Genomic DNA, 16,917 nt, shown 5'->3' with positions numbered 1-16,917 from the left:
CATTCGCTCCTTGGGCTTTAGCCGAGGCTGATTAGCCAGGATCGCTGCTCGGGAGAAGCGGCGCGCCAGCCGGCGGCAGCCAGTCGACCACGGCGGCCACCTGCGCCAGTTCCCGCCGCAGGATCGGCACGGCGTAATCCACGAAGCCGCGCACCGGGCTCCAGCGGCGGGGATGCGGGCGAAACACCATATTGACCGGGATCGCGTCCGGCTCGAAGGGCGCCAGCACGCGCAGCAACCGGCCCGTCGCGAGGTCGTCGGCCACCTGATAGGACATGCCGCGCACCAGGCCCGCGCCGCGCCGCGCCGCATCCAGCCCTGCCGCGACGCTGTTGATGGACAGGCGCGTTTGCACGGAGATCGACCGCATCCGCGCCCCGCTTGGGTCGTGACGGAGATTCCATAGCTCACGATTGCCCTCCGGGTTCGTGCCGATACAGACGTGACGGGAGAGATCGGCCGGCTGCTGAGGCTGGCCATGCTTTGCCAGATAGGCAGGGGAAGCGCAGATCACCTGCCTGACCGTGCCGAGTTTCACCGCAACCAGGCTGCTTTCCGGCAGATGCGCCAGGCGGATGGCGATATCGACGCCTTCGCCCAGCATATCCACCACCTGGTTCAGCAGCAGCGCGCGGGCCTGCACCTCCGGGTGCAGATCGACGAAGCTTTCCAGCACGGGCGTGACCTTCAAGCGCCCAAAGAGTTCCGGTGCCGTCAGCACCAGATGGCCGCTGATGGTCGTGCCGGTCTGCTCGGCCTGGATGTCGCGCAGCTTGCCCAGAACATCGCGCCAGACGGCGGCATGGCGCGCGCCCGCTTCGGTCAGACGAAGGCCGCGCGTAGAGCGCAGCAGCAGCGTCTCTCCGGCGGCAGCCTCAAGCACGGCGATGGCACGGGTGGCGGCCGCCGCCGACCGCCCGAAGCGGCGCGCGGCGGCGGCGAGTGACCCTTCGTCGATCGCCGCGACCGCCATTGCCATCGCGTCCAGCCTGTCCATGCTTTCACTTTCTGAAATCAAGCCTGGCAATCAACGCGCATTCTGCCGAATGGTGCAAGTGACTAGGTTTCCTCCACGGCAGGCCGCTCGGACGGCGGCCCGTAGAGGGAAAGGAAAAGCCATGGTTCAGATACATTATCGCGCCCAGCAGGTCGGCCCTGTGGAGGTCTTCTACCGCGAGGCTGGCGCAGCCGATGCGCCCGTCATTCTGCTGCTGCACGGCTTCCCGACATCCAGCCATATGTTCCGCGACCTGATCCCGGAACTGGCAAGCCAGTACCGCGTCATTGCGCCGGACCTGCCGGGCTTTGGTCTGACCAAGGCGCCGCCGCGCGGGGTCTTCGACTATAGTTTCGACAATCTCGCTGAGGTGGTCGGCAAGTTCGTGGATGCCATCGGGCTGGCCCGCTTTGCCATCTATATTTTCGACTATGGCGCGCCGACGGGGTTACGTCTGGCCTGCGCGCAGCCCGAGCGCATCACCGCCATCATTACCCAGAACGGCAATGCCTATATCGAAGGGTTGAGCGATGACTGGGAGCCCTGGCAGCGGTACTGGCGTGATCCGACGCCGGCCAATCGTGAGGCCTGCCGCGCGGCGCTGACCGATGAGGCGCTAAAATTCCAGCATGAGCATGGCGCGCCCACGGGGCGTGTGGCGCCGGATGCCTATCTGCTCGACCAGTTCTTTATGCACCGGGCCGAGGCGGATGAAATCCAGCTCGATCTTATTCTGTCCTATCGCACCAATGTGGCGCTCTATCCGGCCTTCCAGGACTATTTCCGCACCCATCGGCCGCGCCTGCTGGCAGTTTGGGGCAAGAACGATGTCTTCTTCCTGCCGGCCGGTGCCGAAGCCTTCAGGCGGGATCTTCCGGATGCCGAAATCCATCTTCTGGATGCCGGGCATTTCGCGCTGGAGACGCATCATGCCAAAATTGCGGCGCATATCCACCGCTTCCTGGGGGCGTAAGGCGGTAAGGGGACTCGTCATCCCCGCGAAAGCGGGGATCTTCTTGCTGAGGCACGACCGCGATGAGAAGATGCCCGCTTTCGCGGGCATGACGAGCTTGGAAACAGAACCGATGAATGACAGCGCAACATCGGCGCTGCCGTTCAGGCGTGCTTCCGCAGTCCTGAAGCGAGGGCCAGGAAACTTTCGATTGCGCGGGCGGAGACGGCGCGCGGGTCTTCGGCGCTCGCAATCCAGAGTGACGCGCTCAGCGCCGCACCATTGACAAGACGGGCGGCGGCGTCCGGGTCCACCGGTTTTGCCAGGCCCTCGTCGATCAGCCGGCGGATGCTGCGCGCGGTGCTGTCGACGCAGGCGGTCTGGCCGACCCAGCCCGAGGGGTCGCCCAGCACGGCCGGGCCGTCCAGCAGCATGATGCGCCGGATCTCCGGCTCCATCGACATTTCGATCCAGGCCACGGATTCGTCGATAAAGGCGTCCCAGGCGGTATCGGCCTGGGCGATGATGACCCGCAGGCGTGCGGCGATCTCAGAATCAATCTCCGCGATGACGGCCGCCAGCAGGCCCTTCTTGTCGCCGAAATGGTGATACAGCGCGCCGCGCGTCAGCCCGGCTTCCGCCGTCAGATCGTCCATCGAGGCCCCCGCATAGCCTTTTGCCGCGAAGGCCCGCCTGCCGGCGGCCATCAGCTTGGCGCGCGTTTCCACAATCATATCCGCGCGCCGCTGGGACGTTTTCGCAATTGACATACGCCTCGTATGTCTCCATCTGGTTCGCATACGCTTCGTATGTGAAGCGCTTTCCACTGACGTCATACCGGGGTTTGATCATGTCTGAAAACCTTAACCAGCGGATCGTCCTGGCCGCGCGCCCGCAGGGCCTGCCGGTGCCGGGCGATTTCCGGCTGGAAGAGACGCCAGTCCCGCAGCCCGGCGCGGGCGAGGTGCTTATGGAAACGCTGTTTCTCTCGCTGGACCCTTATATGCGCGGCCGCATGGGCCTCGTGAAATCCTATGCCCAGCCGGTCGCGATCGGCGGCGTCATGGTCGGCGGCACGGTCTCGAAAGTCGTGCAGTCACGCCACCCGGACTGGCAGGAGGGGGATATCGCCGTCGCCTATGCCGGCTGGCAGCGCTTCGCCCTGTCGGACGGCAGCGGCTTGCGGCGGCTGGACCCGGCGGCGCCGCTCTCGGCGGCGCTGGGCGCGCTCGGCATGCCGGGCTTCACCGCCTATGCCGGGCTGCGCAATATCGGCAAGCCAAAGCCGGGCGAGACGGTGGCGGTGGCAGCCGCCACCGGGCCGGTGGGGTCCGCCGTCGGGCAGATCGCCCGCATCCATGGTGCGCGCGCCGTCGGCATCACCACGGGCGCGCATAAGCTGGCTTTTGCACGGGACGAGCTGGGTTTCGATGCGGTGGTCGATCACAAGGCACCGGATTTCACCGCTCAGCTCGCTGCCGCCTGCCCGCAGGGGATCGACGTCTATTTCGAGAATGTCGGCGGCACGGTCTGGGACGGCGTCTTTCCGCTGCTCAATCCCTTCGCCCGCGTGCCGGTCTGCGGTCTCATCGCGCAATACAATCACCCAGGCGAACCACAGCCGGGGCCGGACCGCCTGGCCGTGACGATGCGCGAAATCCTGTCCCGCAGCCTGACCCTGCGCGGTTTTGTCATGACGGAATTCTGGGACAGCCAACAGGATGACTTTCTGCGCGACGCCACGGCTTGGGCAGCAGACGGGCGTCTCCGCTGGCGGGAGGATATCGTGCAGGGGCTGGAAAATGCGCCGGAGGCCTTCATCGGTCTGCTGCAAGGCCGGAATTTCGGCAAGCTGGTCGTCCAACTCGGCGCGGCCTGAAGCCGGTCTGTGAACAATGCGAGGGTGGTCTCGCATTCCCTTGTGCAGCGCAGTATATGCCTGCGCGTGGTCAGGGCTTATGTCTTGGCACCGCGCGCCGGTGGGCATCGGCCCCCGGCTTTGAGGAGAGAGATCGATGACAGAGACCAGTGCTCAGACGCCCGCTTTCTATAAGTGGATGGTCGGCGATATCGAGGCGATTGCGCTGCATGACGGCTGGGTGGCGTTCGACCGTCCGGAAGGCTTCGTGCCGGGCGTCAGCGATGACGAGGTGGGCGAAGCCTATGCGGCGGCCGGCATGGCCCGCGACAAGGTAACGCTGACCTTCACGCCGATGGCGCTGCGCACCGCCGGCAAGACCGTTCTGATCGACACCGGTTTCGGTGAATCCGGCCCGCCGACGGCCGGCCGCCTGTTCGGCAATCTCGCCGCCGCCGGCATCAAGGGCGAAGAGGTGACGGATATCGTCATCAGCCATTTCCACCCCGATCATGTGCTGGGCCTCTTCCGCAAGGACGGCACGGCTTTCTACCCGAAGGCGCAGATCCATGTTCCGGCCAAGGAATGGGATTTCTGGATGGACGACGCCAAGATGGCGGCCGCACCCGAAGCAGCCAAGGGCAATTTCGAAATGTGCCGCCAGGTTTTCGGCCAGATCGCCGATGCCGTGAAGCAGTATGAATGGGACGCGGAAATCCTGCCGGGTCTGACGGCGGTTTGCGCGGCCGGCCATACGCCGGGCATGTCGGCCATTCGCATCACCTCGGGCGATGAAAGCATGATCTTCGTCGCCGACATCACCAACAATCCGCTGATCTTCGCGCGTCATGCGGACTGGAAGCTGATGTTCGACATGGACGGGGACGCGACGGTCGCGACGCGCAAGCGCATCCTCGATCAGGCGGTCGCCGAGAAGACCCGCGTGTCCTTCTATCATGGCTCGTTCCCCTCGACCGGCTTCATCGTCAAGGGCGCGACCGGCTACGAATTCCTGCCGGCCTTCTGGGCCTGATACGAAAAAGGGTGGATCGCGTCAGCGATCCACCCGTCGTCGATACTGGTAAAGAGGGTTTGCCGTCTTCGGCAAACCCTCTTTTCATTGGGGCGGTTACTCGGCCGCCACTGCGTCGGCATGGCCGACATTGGGCTTGGCCAAGGTGATCAGCCAGCCGATCACGAACCAGGCGACGACGATATAAGGCCACAGATTGCCGGGGTAAGCCGGCACCGGATAGATGCTGCTATACAACGGCCACAGCAGCGCGATGCTGCCGATCAGCCCGAACAGGCCCCAGAGCAGATTGCCATGGCTGAAGGCATGGATCGTTTCGGCAATGGTCACGCCGAGATAGATCAGGATCAGGGCCAGCACGCCGATGGTGGAGATATCGCCGTAATAGGCGCTGGCGCCGATGAAGCTGCCCCAGAGCACGATGCCCGCACCGGCAATGATGCCGGACGCGATGACGGCGCGCCCCGGCGTGCCATGGGTCGGGTGAACCTTGGCCGTCCAGGGGCAGAAGCCGCCACGGCCGAGGGCGAACATCATGCGCGCGGCCGCGCTCATGCAGCCGAGGCAGGCCGAGAAGGCGCTGATGGCGGCGGCAACGGAGAGGGCGGAGGCAAAGTCGCGGGAAATGAAGCGCTCGCCCAGCGTGTTCAGCGGCGCCGGGTCATTCGCCAGATCCTTCATATGGCCCAGGCCGAAGCCGATGACCTGGGTGTAGGAGGCGAAGGCGAAGAAGATGCCGCCCAGCACGATGGTGCCGAGCATGGCGAGGGGGATGTTGCGGCGCGGATTATTGGTCTCTTCCGCCAGCGTCGCGACACCTTCGAAACCGGCGAAGGACAGCAGGGCGAAAACCAGGCCGGCGCCGATGCCGCCCCAGCCGATGCCTTTGGCGGGCGAGAAGGGCACGGCGGAGAGCTGGTTCTGGCTGCCCGCCTTGAACAGGATGGCGATGCCCAGCACGATGATGGCGAGGATGGAAATGCCTTCCAGGATCAGCATCAAACGCGTCGCGAACTGCATGTCGCGATAGGCGAGCGTACAGGCAAGGAACAGCGCCGCCAGGCTGATGATTTCGGACAGCCAGGAGATATGGATGCCGTAATTGGAGGCCGCCGCATCAAGAAAGCTGCCGACGAGCACGACAGTGCCGCTGCCGAAGGTGAGATAGACCATCATCATCGCCCAGCCGGCGACGAAGCCGGCCCGCTTGCCGAAGGAGGCGCCGATATAGGCATAGGCGGCGCCCGTCTTGGGCACGCGGCGGCTGAAGGCCACGAAGGACAGGCTGACGATGCCCATGACGATGGCGCCGATGATGAAGGTCAGCGGCGTCGCCGTACCGGCGGAGCCGGCCGTCAGCCCGACATTGAAGGCCATCGCCATGGTCGGCGCGATAATGGCGATGGAAAGCCCAATGACCTCCCACAGCCCAAGATTCCGCTTCAGATCCACGTAAAACTCCTGATGTTGACGACGATGGGCCGCGCAAGCGCGGCCCTGGTGCGTGCCGGCCCTTACTGGGCGGCTTTGAAGGCGATGCAGGCGCGCTCGGCCGCTTCCAGCGTCAAGGCGAGATCCGCCTTGTCGTGCCGGATGGAGACGAAACGGCGCATATTGGGGATGACGAAGATACCCTGGCGCAGCAGTTCGGTATCGAAGGCGGCCTGGCGCTTCAGGTCGGTGGCGAGGATATCGCCCCAGTTCTGCGGCACTTTGTCGCCCGAAATCAGGTGCCACATCGGGCCGTCGCCGATGACGCGGATGCCCATCTTGTGCTGGTCGAAGAGGTGCTGCAATGCGCGGCGCAGTTCGTCGGCATAGGCAAACAGCGCTTCATAGACGCCGGGTTCGCGCAGCACGGACAGGGTTGCCAGCGAGGCCGCGCAACCCAGCGGATGACCCTGCAAGGTGCCGTTCTGATACACATAGTCGCCCGTCGCGCGGCGCGCCGGGTCGGCCTGGTCCATGATATCGGCGCGGCCGGCAACGGCCCCCACCGGCAGGCCGCCGCCGATGATCTTGCCATAGGTCGCCATGTCCGGCACGACGCCGAAATAGCCCTGCGCGCCGCTCAGCCCGTAGCGGAAACCCGTGACCACTTCATCCATGATCATGACGATGCCGTGCTGGCGCGTCAGTTCGCGCACGCCTTGCAGGAAGCCGGCCTGGGGCGAGATGATGCGCTGGATCGGCTCCACGATAATGGCCGCGATATCCTGGCCGTGCTGATCCAGAATGCTTTTCAACGCGTCGAGATCATTATAGGGGCAGACGAGCATCAGCTCCTGCACCGCCTGCGGAATGCCGTTGGTATCCGGCATCGGGTTCGGATAATTCGCTGTGTGGCTCGGCGTCGTGCTCAGCTGCGCATAGTCGTGCGTGCCGTGATAGGCGCCTTCGAATTTCAGGATTTTCGCGCGGCCGGTGAAGCCACGGGCGAGGCGGATGGCATGGAAGGTCGATTCCGAACCCGAGGTCGTGAAGCGGATGCGCTCGGCGCAGGGGATCAGCGGCACCAGCTCGCGCGCAAGCTGCACCGACAGATCGTTCAGATAGGCGAAGAAATGCGTGCCGCGGCTGACCTGCTCGGTCACTGCCGCCTGGATGGCGGGATGCGCGTGACCCAGAACCAGCGTGCCGGCGCCCAGGATATAGTCGATATACATATTGCCCGAGGCATCCCAGAAGCGGCTGCCGTCGCCATGGCTGAAGACGAAGCGCACGTCGTCCGGCAGGGCATTGCCGCCGAGCGCGCCGCCCGGCAGGAAGCGCGCGGCAGTGTCGAAAGCATCCTTCTCGGACGCACTTTGCGGCTTGCCGGCGCGGCCAAGAAGCGGGGAGGCAGTGTCAGTCATGGTCTTGTTACCTGTGTGAAAGGATCGGTGTCGCGGCTTTTGGCTCAGCAGTCTGTCCAATGGGCGCTGCGTTCGAGGGCGGCCGCTGCGCGGTAGATATTGGCTTCGTCGAACATGCGGCCGACGATCATGAGCCCCACCGGCAGCCCGTCCACCAGGCCGCAGGGCGTGGACAAAGCGGGGTGGCCGGTAAGATCGAACTGCGCGGTATTGCAGACCATTTCCGAAGACCGCTGGAAGGACAAAGCCAGAGAGGCATCGGGCGGCGGCAATGGTTGCGCTATCATGGGCAGCGTCGGCATGACCAGCACATCATGCTGCGCCAGCGCCGCGTTATAGGCGGCGGCCAGGCGGGCGCGCAGCGCATGCGCCCGGGCGTAGCTGCGGCCCTGATCCAGCCGCGTCATATAGGCGCCGGCCAGGACCGCGATCTTGACGAGATCGTGCAGCGCGTCGGCATTCTGCCGCCACCCGGCCTGGGCCGCCATGAAGGCCGGCGAATAGGGACCGCGCCCCTGCGCGCCGACGCCATTGGCCTGAAAGATCTGCCCGAACAGGCCTTCAATCTCGACGGGCGCCGTAAAGGCGCGGCCGTCCTTGTGCAGCGGCACGCTGACGGGTTCGACGATAGCGCCGAAGGCCTGCAACCGGCCGATGCCGGCGAGGACGGAATTGCGCACGCGCTCATCCATCTCCGGCCAGTCGAAGCCTTCCGTCAGCACGCCGATGCGCAGGCCCTGCACCCCGGCCTCGAGCAGCGCCGTATAGTCGCCGCCGCCGAAATTGCACTGGCGCGGGTCGGCGCCGTCATCGCCGGCGATGACGGTCAGCAGGCGCGCATTCTCGGCGACCGTCCGCGTCATCGGCCCCAGATGGTCCAGCGAGGTCTCGATGGAGGCGGCACCGGTGTAAGGCACCAGGCCCCAGCTCGGCTTCATGCCGTTGATGCCGCAATAGGCGGCGGGAATGCGGATGGACCCGCCCTGGTCGCCGCCGATGGCCATATCGACCGCGCCCGAGGCAACCAGCGCGCCGGAACCGGAGGACGACCCGCCGGCGGAATAGCCTAAACGACGCGGATTATGGACAGGGCCGAAGGCGCTGGTATGGCTGCCGCCGGAGACGCAGAAATCCTCGCATTGCGCCTTGCCCAGGATGGTCGCCCCGGCATCGAGCATGCGCGTCACGACCGTCGCGTCCATATCCGCGACATGACCGTCAAAGAGTTTGGACCCGTTGCTCATCGGCGCGCCGGCCAGAAGGATGGTGTCTTTCAGCGCCACCGTGCAGCCTTGCAGCGGGCCGGTGGCCGCGCCTTGCACCACCATCCGCCAGGCCCAGGCATTATGCGGATTGTCGGCGGGCTCCGGCCGCATGGGGGCCGAGCGATCATAGGCCGCGACAGGCCAGTCCGGGTCAGGCTGCGCCATCACGGTATCGAAACCGCTGAGATGCGCGTCGATGATCGCCAGGATCTCCGCTCCGCTGGCTTGCGGCAAGGTCATGCCCAGGCCGTCGGCGAGCGTGGCGATATCGGCCTCTGTCGGGCGTTGGATCATGATGGGGCACTCGTGCGAAAGAATTGCGCCAGGGAATTGGGTTCCTCCGGCGGGGTCAGCCGGTCCTGCGGCACCTGCGCCGCCGCTTCCTGGGTTTTGAAATTGTCCCAGCCGTGGCGGACGATGCCGCGCACCACGACTTCGGACGCATCGATGAAGGCGAGCAGGGCGGCGCGCGCTTCCTCCCGCCGGCCCGCACGGATGAAGGCGCAGATATCGCGGTTGCGCGGCACCCAGCGCGACTGAAAGACGCTGTCTCCACGGGCCTCGGCCAAAGCCAAACTGAGTTGCGCGGAGAGGACGTGAAAGAACCCGTCCAGCTTGGCGCTGCCGATCAGCGCCACGATCGCCTGATGGAAATGCAGCGACGCCGTGCCGGCCGCCTTCCAATCGTTTCGGGCGATGGCCGCCGCCGCAGCCTCGATCTCGTCCGATAGGCGGTTCAACTGCGCGGCCGGGGCGTTATGGCTTTCCAGCACGGCATGGATCTGAATGGCGCGGCGGGCGCGGAAAATGTCACTGACATCTTCGTCGGTCATGATGGGCACGACCGCGCCCTTATACAGAACCTGGTTGACAAGCCCCTCATGCGTCAACTGGCGCAGGGCTTCGCGCAGCGTATTGCGCGAGACCTTGAGTTCGGCGGCCAGCAGCGTTTCGCGCAGCGGCGTGCCGGAGCGCAGATCGCCGGAGACGATGCGGTCTCGCAGCAGGCCGGCGGCGCGCAGGGCGGCGGATTCCTGGCCCGGCTGGCCGTCGGCATCCTCTGTCAGGTCGGAAGTCTGCTGTGTCGTCGTCATCGTGAGCGGCACGCATAAGGGCAATCATGCGGCAGGTCGAGTAAAATCGTTCAACGATCCTAAAATTATGTCTAAAAACGCGCCATATTCATTCTTATGGCCGATGCCCTGCCGCCTGTGGCTAATTTTTAGTCACCCTCCGGCGGCGGCAAATCTGCCGAACTCCGCGTATTTCCTGGTCCGTTACGATTGAGAACGGATAGGCTGTGGCATTGGCCAGACAGGGGAGGGCGCGCGTGATTCCGTTCTACGAGCTGAGTCTGGAGGCGCGGTTGGCGTTGACCGAGGCCGCGATGGCGGAAAAGCGGACGCTGACCGAGCGCTGGCTGGCGCTGGCGACCGAGGAGGCGTCGCACTGGGACGCGCGGGCCGCCATGGCGGCCGCATTATTGGCCGATGCGCCATCGGTCGCCGATTTCGGCTGCGGCACCATGGGTCTGGCGCGCCATCTGCGGCCCGATCAGCGCTATATCCCGCTGGACGTGACGGCGCGGGACCATCGGACGCTGGTCTGCGACCTCAATGCTGCGCCGCCGCCTGAGACGGGTGCGGTGGCGGCGGCCTGTCTCGGTCTCCTCGAATATATCCATGACCCGCTGGCGCTGCTGCGGGCTTTGCATGGGCAATACCCGGTTCTCGTGGTCAGCTATTGCGTGACCGACGCGCCCGGTGCGCTGGCCGACCGTCGCGCCCATGCCTGGGTAAATGATTTTTCGGAAGCCGAAATGACGGCCGTCTTCCGCGCGTCCGGCTGGAAGCCGGATGCCGGGCGCATGGTGGGAGACCTCCAGAACCTCTGGCGTCTCACAAAGAACCCGTTCTAACCGCGCTAAATCATTGCCAATCAGACATTTGTCCGTCACGGTACCGTTATTGGAGCCGTCGCGGAGGGGCCGATGTCCCAGGTGAAGCTGACTTTGTCGGATGATAAAGCGTCGCTGACCATCGGTGACGGTGAGGGCACATCCCTGACCCTCCCGGCCGAGGTGGTATCGCGCCTGCTGCCGGCGCTTATCTTTCTGCGCTCGCAGATGGAACCGCCATTGCCTTATCGAAACCTGAAACCGGGAGACCCGGTGGTGGAGGCGCCCGGCATGCGCTGGTTCGTCGGCCCGCATGAGGTGGACGGCCTGCTGCGCGTGGCCCTGCACCACCCCGGACTGGGATGGTTGTCCACACCACTCAGCCATCCCGCCGCAGAAACGTTTCTGGGCGTCTTCAAGGAGCAGATGGCGCGCCTGGGGGACTACACACCGCCGACGGTGCAGTAGAAGAAAGTAATTTAGTAAAACCAAAAAGATAAATTTTCTAAATTCCAGAAATTATTTGTGTCTATCCTACAATAACTTTTTCCTTGATGAAGTCATTAAGTAATGGGTGCCACAATTTTTGAGTTTGAGAGATATTGGCATGGTGATCTGCTTTGTCATTCGCAATGAAATGTTCTAATATTAAGTTGCCGCGATCGACCATTTTTTTATCAATTCTTAAAAAATGCACTTTGTTAAAAACATTAATTGCCTGACTCAATTGATCATTAAAGTAAATAACTTGAGCTGCTCTTGTGGCGTCATCAATGCAAACTCTTGTTGCCGTATCTTGAATTAGGTCAGGTTCGCAATTAATCTGTAAAGCTGTAGATTTAAAGAAATAATTATTCCTAAGAGGGGAAATCTGTGGGCCAAGTATAAAAATATTTTCGATCGCCATATCGAGTGATTGTAATCTATATACAAAATTTACATATATCTCGATTCTTTTTTGGATGAAATCGCTAATGTCCAGAGATGGATTAGAACAAAGATCGCGAATTAGCGTAAAATCTAAATCAACGTGGCCTAGCATTAAAAAAATTTGTTTTCTTAGTTTGTTAGACACAGATAGGTCAATAATTTTTGCGTGTCCTGTCGTCGAATTGTTGTTTGAAAGCCCCTTAATTGTAGCGCCTGAGAAAATATAGTGAGCAAATATACCCCAGGATGTTCCTACAAACTGGCGAGAATGAGAATCTCCAAAAAACATATGAATCATTGTGAGCATCTCCAAAGGTAACGAACCTTAAAGCAGAATACGTGGGCAATTGCATCTGATAGAATCGGAGCAATTTTTGCGGCTATTATAGACATAGGGCATTTACGGCAGTATAAAAATCTAGAGATCACTTGTGGTTTATTTTTAAGGTTTGTCATGGAAAAAATTAAAGCTTTTCAAACCGCAAATGCGGAAAACTATGCTCAAATGTTAGATATTACTTCAAAAAACAATCGTTCTTATTTTGATTCAATTGGAGTGCCTTTTGAAACTTTTGTAGGGCTCAAAAGAGGATATTACCCGTGGCATGCTTGTTTTAACAGAATAGTTTACCTGAAAGAACAGTTGGAATTAGGCTACAATGGGTGGATATTTTATCTTGATGCCGATGCTTTTGTATACGACCACTCATTTAATTTAATGAAATTTCTTAAGAATACACCTGGAAATGCTATTTTTTCTCCTGGTGGTTTGACAGGTCATAAATGGGATGTGAATGATGGTGTATTTCTTATAGACCTTGCTTCCGATCGGGGCAGACGTCTGGCTGAAGCTTGGTATCGCCACTTTATGTCTACCCCTGATTCTCAACTGCAAAATGCAAAAGAATGGCAAATGGTCCCAAGTGATCAACCGCGTCTCCATCAAATTTTGCAAACCAATCCAGATTTATTGGAAGGGGTTACTCTCGTTGCGAGGGAGTTATTCAACAACGAAAAAGCAAGTTTTATTCGCCAGGTTTTAAGATCAAATGCAAAATCTTTTGATGAAAGAATGGAAAGAATAAAAGAAGAAGTGGGAAATATTATTTCAAAATAATTTTTATTATTTAAGTAAATTGAGATTATTTTGATGTAAGACATGATTGCAATTTATAAAATAAATTGAGCTAGAGGAAAATTAGTCTACTAGCTTGACTAATTTTCCCTTATCTGATCAAAAGTTCGCCAATTGTAAAAGAATCATCAGAATTTTTTTCGACGGAAGTGATTTCTTGATCAATCAAGACTAAGACATAGAAAAAAGGATCTAGGGTCTTTTGGATTTCGTGAGCGAGTTCCTCAGGGCTAAGAAAATTAGAAACCCATCGCTCGACAATATGCTGCGGAATTTTTGTGCTGAGCGCATCTTCTATCTGCTCGATAGGTTCTTCTCGCCGCACGTACGGTTTCAAAAAAACCGTCATTTCGCTGCGTTCTGATTGCCCAGAAACGATGTTCCACATTCGTGACAACTGATTGTCATGAATAATGCGCTTCGCAGCGCCTAGCCGTGTCAACCGCGACGTATCGATGGCCCATTTGTAGAAGTTTAAACCGCTGTCATCGACTTCTCTATTCAGCAAAACGGAATACATCGTGCGGCAGAATTCCTCGTTGCTCAGATCGTCATAAGCATCAAGATTCAACACCTGCGGTCCCGCATCCTTGACGATCCTTGCGGGTTCGGCTGCTTCGCCGATCGGCTCAGGATCGCTGATGGTTTCCAGAAGAAACTCTATTTCTCGCGAATTTTTCTTAAACTTCAGCTCAGACAGATCGAAATTCCATGCGGCCTTGTCGCCTGCGACAAATTCCAGACTGAGGCTGGCGGTCTGTGGCGTCAGGTAGCCCGGTATCGAGACGCACATCAGCCCATAACTTCCAGGCGCAATTTTGGAGCAGCAGGACAGAACATGGCCGCGCCCCATAGCGTCGCCGGCGACGTTGAGCACGGAAATGGAGACGCTCGGCTTGTCCTCTGCGCCAGTCAGAAAAATAGGCGCGTTATGCGTATTGTAGAGTGTAATCAGGAATAATTTTTCTGCCTCATCCGCGGCTGTGAAAGGGCCGCGTGCCAGAACCAACTGTAGCGCGGCCGCTTTGCCGGACGGCTGGTGGGCCAGAGGCAGTTCGAGAGCGGCGCGCGGCTGAAGCAGATCCAGACGCAGGCGTTCGCCCATCCAACTCACACCCTCCTGAACCATCTCAACGCCGACATAGCGGCCTTCGCGGGCCAGCCAATCGCTGGCGATCCGGATCGGGAAAAATACTTCCTGTCCTGGCGCGACAACAAAGGGGATATGGGTGCGTGGATTGTCGAAATCCAAGCAATTGCCATTAGCCGTATAGATATGCGATCCCATGTTGACGTCAAAACCGCCACCGGCCCGTCCATAGCTGGACCAGATCATGTCGCTATCGTTTCTGAGGGCGATGACAAATCGGATCTCATCGCCATTCTCGGACAGCAGCGGACCTTCCATGCAGCGCATCGTATGGGCACGGCCACTATCGGCCAGCGGCACGGTCATTTCTACCCTGCCGATATCGGATAGTCGCGTATTGGGCAGCATCTCGCGTGGTTCGTACTGTTTGTACCACCAGCCTTCGAATATGACCTGCTGAACCTGCATCGCGCTCTCGGTCCAGGTCGGCCAAGGGGCCGGCCGGGAATCACGATCCATGAAACCATCGCGAAGCACATTGGCAATGCAACGTGCCAGATCATCCGGGTCGCTGGGTTTGAAATAGGCGGAGGCGGGGGCAGCGAAGCTGACTTCCCGGAACACGGGGATATCGGCCAGAATGACAGGGCAGCCCAACGCGCCGGCCTCTGCCACCGGCAGTCCGAACCCTTCCAGATAGGAGGTCATGATCAGCGCCTGGGCGAAGCCATAGGCCGCGCGCAGTTCCCCGTCACTGATTCCGGTCTTCACGAACAAACGTTTATTGGCTTCCGAGTGATGCGCCAGTCGCGACCGCAGCAGGCGCGTGTCCCAGCCCGGCTTGCCGATGATCAGCAGATTGACATCCACCCCATCTCGCCACAGCTGCTCGAAAGCGTCGAGCGCGACCCAATGGGCCTTCCTGGGCTCGATGGTGCCGACCATGAGAAAGGTCGGGCGACTGCCGGTGAAATCCAACCAGGCCGGGTCGGGCTCGACATCGGCGAAGTCACCACCCAGAGAAAAATAGCCGATTTTCATCGGGCGCGGCAATTGAATGGCCTCAATCAAGCCGTACACTTCGTCAGCGACCGCTCGCGAAACACAGATGATGCCGGTGGAATAGCCAAGGATGAATTCAAACCAGCGCCGGAAAGCCGGCGGCATGCCGGCATCGGTGAAAGCAGGCATGGTGAGAGGGCCGATGTCATGAATGCCATGGATCACCTCCTGGCCCATCACAAGAGCATCCAGCAGCCTGCGTTTCTGGCCTTCAATGAAGGTCCAGGAACTGTCGAGCAGAAAATAGGTGTCGTTATCTTCAAATCCCAGGCGGGCGCGCGGGTCCAAGGCGAGGGAATTTTTTTCCACTTTCGATAAGCTATACCAGCCAAGCTCATCACGGCAGTAGCTGAGCTCGGTTTGCGCCAAGGCTGTGCCGGTTTCATTGAGCGTCGCCATTCCCTGGGAGAGTTTATGGATGACGCGCTGGATACCGGACATGACAGGGCTCTGAAGCGTTGAGCTGACGTCCATCAATAGCCGTCGACCGGGGGGCGAAAACCTACCCTCGCTGTTTGGGCGCTCTGATAGCACCGGTGGATTGCTTGTTGCTTTTGCTCCTAAATAGGTTTGAAGGGTATCGAGCATAATGGTGGCAGTCTTGTCCCACCTAAAAAGCTTTGCGCGCTCATATCCGTGTGCAACCGAAATCTCTCTAAATTCTGTATCATTGATGATCCGAGAAATCTGGCGGGATAGGTCTCTGGGATCATAAGGATCAAAAAGGGTTGCTTCGTAGCCAACCACCTCCGCTACCGCGCCACCACGCGCTGACAGAAAAGGAGAACCGGCGGCCATTGCCTCAAGCGCTGTAAGGCCGAACCCTTCCATAAGAGAGGGCTGTACAGTAACAGCCGCACCTGTATACAAAGCCGCCAGCTGCGCATCGGAAATCCAACCCGTGGAGATCAAATTCGATGCGGGCAGTCCCGCTTTTTCCCAGGTTTGGCGTAGCGGGTTGATATATTGGGAGCCATTGTCCCCGGCGATAACCAGCTTCAGCGTGCCCGCGATTGCTTCCGGAACTTGAGCCATGCCGCGGACGAGAAGCGGGACATTCTTGCGCCAGTCCATGCCTCCAACATATAGAACATATCGACCAAGGTCAGGCGCTAGCCCAAGTTGTCCAGAAGCATTGCTGATCAAACTGGAAAATGATGGCGAAAGACCGGCGCTGATCGAGATGCTATTTGTCTTGCCAAAAATGTCCTTATATTCAGAGTTGGTAAATTCAGAATTGCAAAGTACCAGATCAAAATTCGTGATCGCATTGAATCGTCGCTCATAGGTCTTCCGGTCCGCGTCATTGTGCAAATATGCGGCCGGGAAGCGATGCGGGATCGCGTCATGAAAAACGCAGGCGGTCAGCGCTTCGATATTTTTGGTTCTGATGAATGGTGTCGACCGGTCCCAACTGCCCTCAAAGGGGCTGGGGGAGAGTGCCACATCCGGCGCAAGCGCGTTCACATGCGCCGCCAGGATTTGTTCGTCGGTCATCCGCTCGGTGCAATATCCCCGGCGAAGTTCCCCATCCGGGGCAAGGCCATACCAGATTGCCGTGTCAATGCCCGGCATCAGGCGGCGCAGATAGTTCCGCGCCGCAATGGCCTCTTCCTTCATATTGCCATTCAGAGAGACAATCAGCTTAACTTTGCCTGTCTCATGAAGGGCGCAAAGAAGATCCGCCACGTAACGACCAATTCCTCGGACGTTACTGGCAGTTTGAAAGCATTGCCCATCAACCCAAATGCGCAAAATTGCCTCATTTCTTTAGGCAGGCCTATCGACGCTCGGAAAGGCTCATCGTCAGCATTGCGGTGTTATTAAAAATTTATCGAAACGT

Annotated in this window: 14 protein-coding genes; 6 read left to right on the top strand and 8 right to left on the bottom strand. The window is 59.7% G+C overall.

Features of this window, described 5'->3' with window-relative positions:
• Positions 1 to 31: 31 nt before the first annotated feature.
• Complete coding sequence (locus tag ASILVAE211_RS20485; RefSeq protein ID WP_227323227.1) at positions 32 to 997, bottom strand: LysR family transcriptional regulator; 966 nt, start codon at positions 995 to 997, stop codon at positions 32 to 34.
• Between the two features lie 121 nt (positions 998 to 1,118).
• Here ASILVAE211_RS20485 and ASILVAE211_RS20480 point away from each other — a divergent pair, with 121 nt between their 5' ends.
• Positions 1,119 to 1,970 (top strand): alpha/beta fold hydrolase, encoded by an 852-nt coding sequence (locus ASILVAE211_RS20480; protein ID WP_227323226.1) that lies wholly within the window; start codon positions 1,119 to 1,121, stop codon positions 1,968 to 1,970.
• Positions 1,971 to 2,113: 143 nt separating this feature from the next.
• On the opposite strand, the gene ASILVAE211_RS20475 is transcribed toward ASILVAE211_RS20480, so the two are convergent.
• Entirely contained in the window at positions 2,114 to 2,683 is a 570-nt protein-coding gene (locus ASILVAE211_RS20475; RefSeq protein ID WP_227323225.1) for a TetR/AcrR family transcriptional regulator, read from the bottom strand.
• A 116-nt stretch (positions 2,684 to 2,799) separates the two neighbouring features.
• Here ASILVAE211_RS20475 and ASILVAE211_RS20470 point away from each other — a divergent pair, with 116 nt between their 5' ends.
• The gene (locus ASILVAE211_RS20470; protein WP_227323224.1) at positions 2,800 to 3,828 is read left to right on the top strand and encodes an NADP-dependent oxidoreductase; all 1,029 of its coding nucleotides are present in this window, start codon (positions 2,800 to 2,802) and stop codon (positions 3,826 to 3,828) included.
• A 136-nt stretch (positions 3,829 to 3,964) separates the two neighbouring features.
• Positions 3,965 to 4,840, top strand: a complete 876-nt coding sequence (locus tag ASILVAE211_RS20465) for an MBL fold metallo-hydrolase (protein ID WP_227323223.1) — start codon at positions 3,965 to 3,967, stop codon at positions 4,838 to 4,840.
• Positions 4,841 to 4,936: 96 nt separating this feature from the next.
• Here the strand turns inward: ASILVAE211_RS20465 and ASILVAE211_RS20460 are convergent, their stop codons facing one another.
• The 4 genes from ASILVAE211_RS20460 to ASILVAE211_RS20445 all read right to left on the bottom strand — a co-directional run bounded on the left by ASILVAE211_RS20460 (position 4,937) and on the right by ASILVAE211_RS20445 (position 10,054).
• On the bottom strand, positions 4,937 to 6,292 hold the full coding sequence (locus tag ASILVAE211_RS20460; RefSeq protein ID WP_227323222.1) for an APC family permease: 1,356 nt from the start codon (positions 6,290 to 6,292) through the stop codon (positions 4,937 to 4,939).
• A gap of 62 nt (positions 6,293 to 6,354) precedes the next feature.
• On the bottom strand, positions 6,355 to 7,695 hold the full coding sequence (locus ASILVAE211_RS20455; RefSeq protein WP_227323221.1) for an aspartate aminotransferase family protein: 1,341 nt from the start codon (positions 7,693 to 7,695) through the stop codon (positions 6,355 to 6,357).
• 44 nt (positions 7,696 to 7,739) lie between these two features.
• The gene (locus ASILVAE211_RS20450) at positions 7,740 to 9,254 is read right to left on the bottom strand and encodes an amidase (RefSeq protein ID WP_227323220.1); all 1,515 of its coding nucleotides are present in this window, start codon (positions 9,252 to 9,254) and stop codon (positions 7,740 to 7,742) included.
• The gene (locus ASILVAE211_RS20445; RefSeq protein ID WP_227323219.1) at positions 9,251 to 10,054 is read right to left on the bottom strand and encodes a GntR family transcriptional regulator; all 804 of its coding nucleotides are present in this window, start codon (positions 10,052 to 10,054) and stop codon (positions 9,251 to 9,253) included. The genes ASILVAE211_RS20450 and ASILVAE211_RS20445 overlap by 4 nt, the downstream gene beginning before the upstream one ends.
• A 236-nt stretch (positions 10,055 to 10,290) precedes the next feature.
• Between ASILVAE211_RS20445 and ASILVAE211_RS20440 the strand changes: the two genes are divergently transcribed.
• Together ASILVAE211_RS20440 and ASILVAE211_RS20435 are read left to right on the top strand one after the other, a co-directional pair.
• Positions 10,291 to 10,878, top strand: coding sequence for an RRP8 family class I SAM-dependent methyltransferase (locus ASILVAE211_RS20440; RefSeq protein ID WP_227323218.1), 588 nt, complete (start codon positions 10,291 to 10,293; stop codon positions 10,876 to 10,878).
• Positions 10,879 to 10,950: 72 nt separating this feature from the next.
• Entirely contained in the window at positions 10,951 to 11,325 is a 375-nt protein-coding gene (locus tag ASILVAE211_RS20435) for a hypothetical protein (protein ID WP_227323217.1), read from the top strand.
• Positions 11,326 to 11,386: 61 nt separating this feature from the next.
• Here ASILVAE211_RS20435 and ASILVAE211_RS20430 read toward each other — a convergent pair whose 3' ends face one another.
• Positions 11,387 to 12,085 (bottom strand): hypothetical protein, encoded by a 699-nt coding sequence (locus ASILVAE211_RS20430; protein WP_227323216.1) that lies wholly within the window; start codon positions 12,083 to 12,085, stop codon positions 11,387 to 11,389.
• Positions 12,086 to 12,241: 156 nt separating this feature from the next.
• Here ASILVAE211_RS20430 and ASILVAE211_RS20425 point away from each other — a divergent pair, with 156 nt between their 5' ends.
• On the top strand, positions 12,242 to 12,904 hold the full coding sequence (locus ASILVAE211_RS20425; protein WP_227323215.1) for a hypothetical protein: 663 nt from the start codon (positions 12,242 to 12,244) through the stop codon (positions 12,902 to 12,904).
• Positions 12,905 to 13,013: 109 nt separating this feature from the next.
• Here the strand turns inward: ASILVAE211_RS20425 and ASILVAE211_RS20420 are convergent, their stop codons facing one another.
• Positions 13,014 to 16,763, bottom strand: a complete 3,750-nt coding sequence (locus tag ASILVAE211_RS20420; RefSeq protein WP_227323214.1) for a glycosyltransferase — start codon at positions 16,761 to 16,763, stop codon at positions 13,014 to 13,016.
• Between the last annotated feature and the right edge of the window lie 154 nt (positions 16,764 to 16,917).

Origin of the sequence: Acidisoma silvae (assembly GCF_020618775.1) — a bacterium.
GTDB lineage: Bacteria > Pseudomonadota > Alphaproteobacteria > Acetobacterales > Acetobacteraceae > Acidisoma > Acidisoma silvae.
Note: the sequence above shows the minus strand (reverse complement) of the source record. Positions and strands in the feature narration are given on the sequence as shown.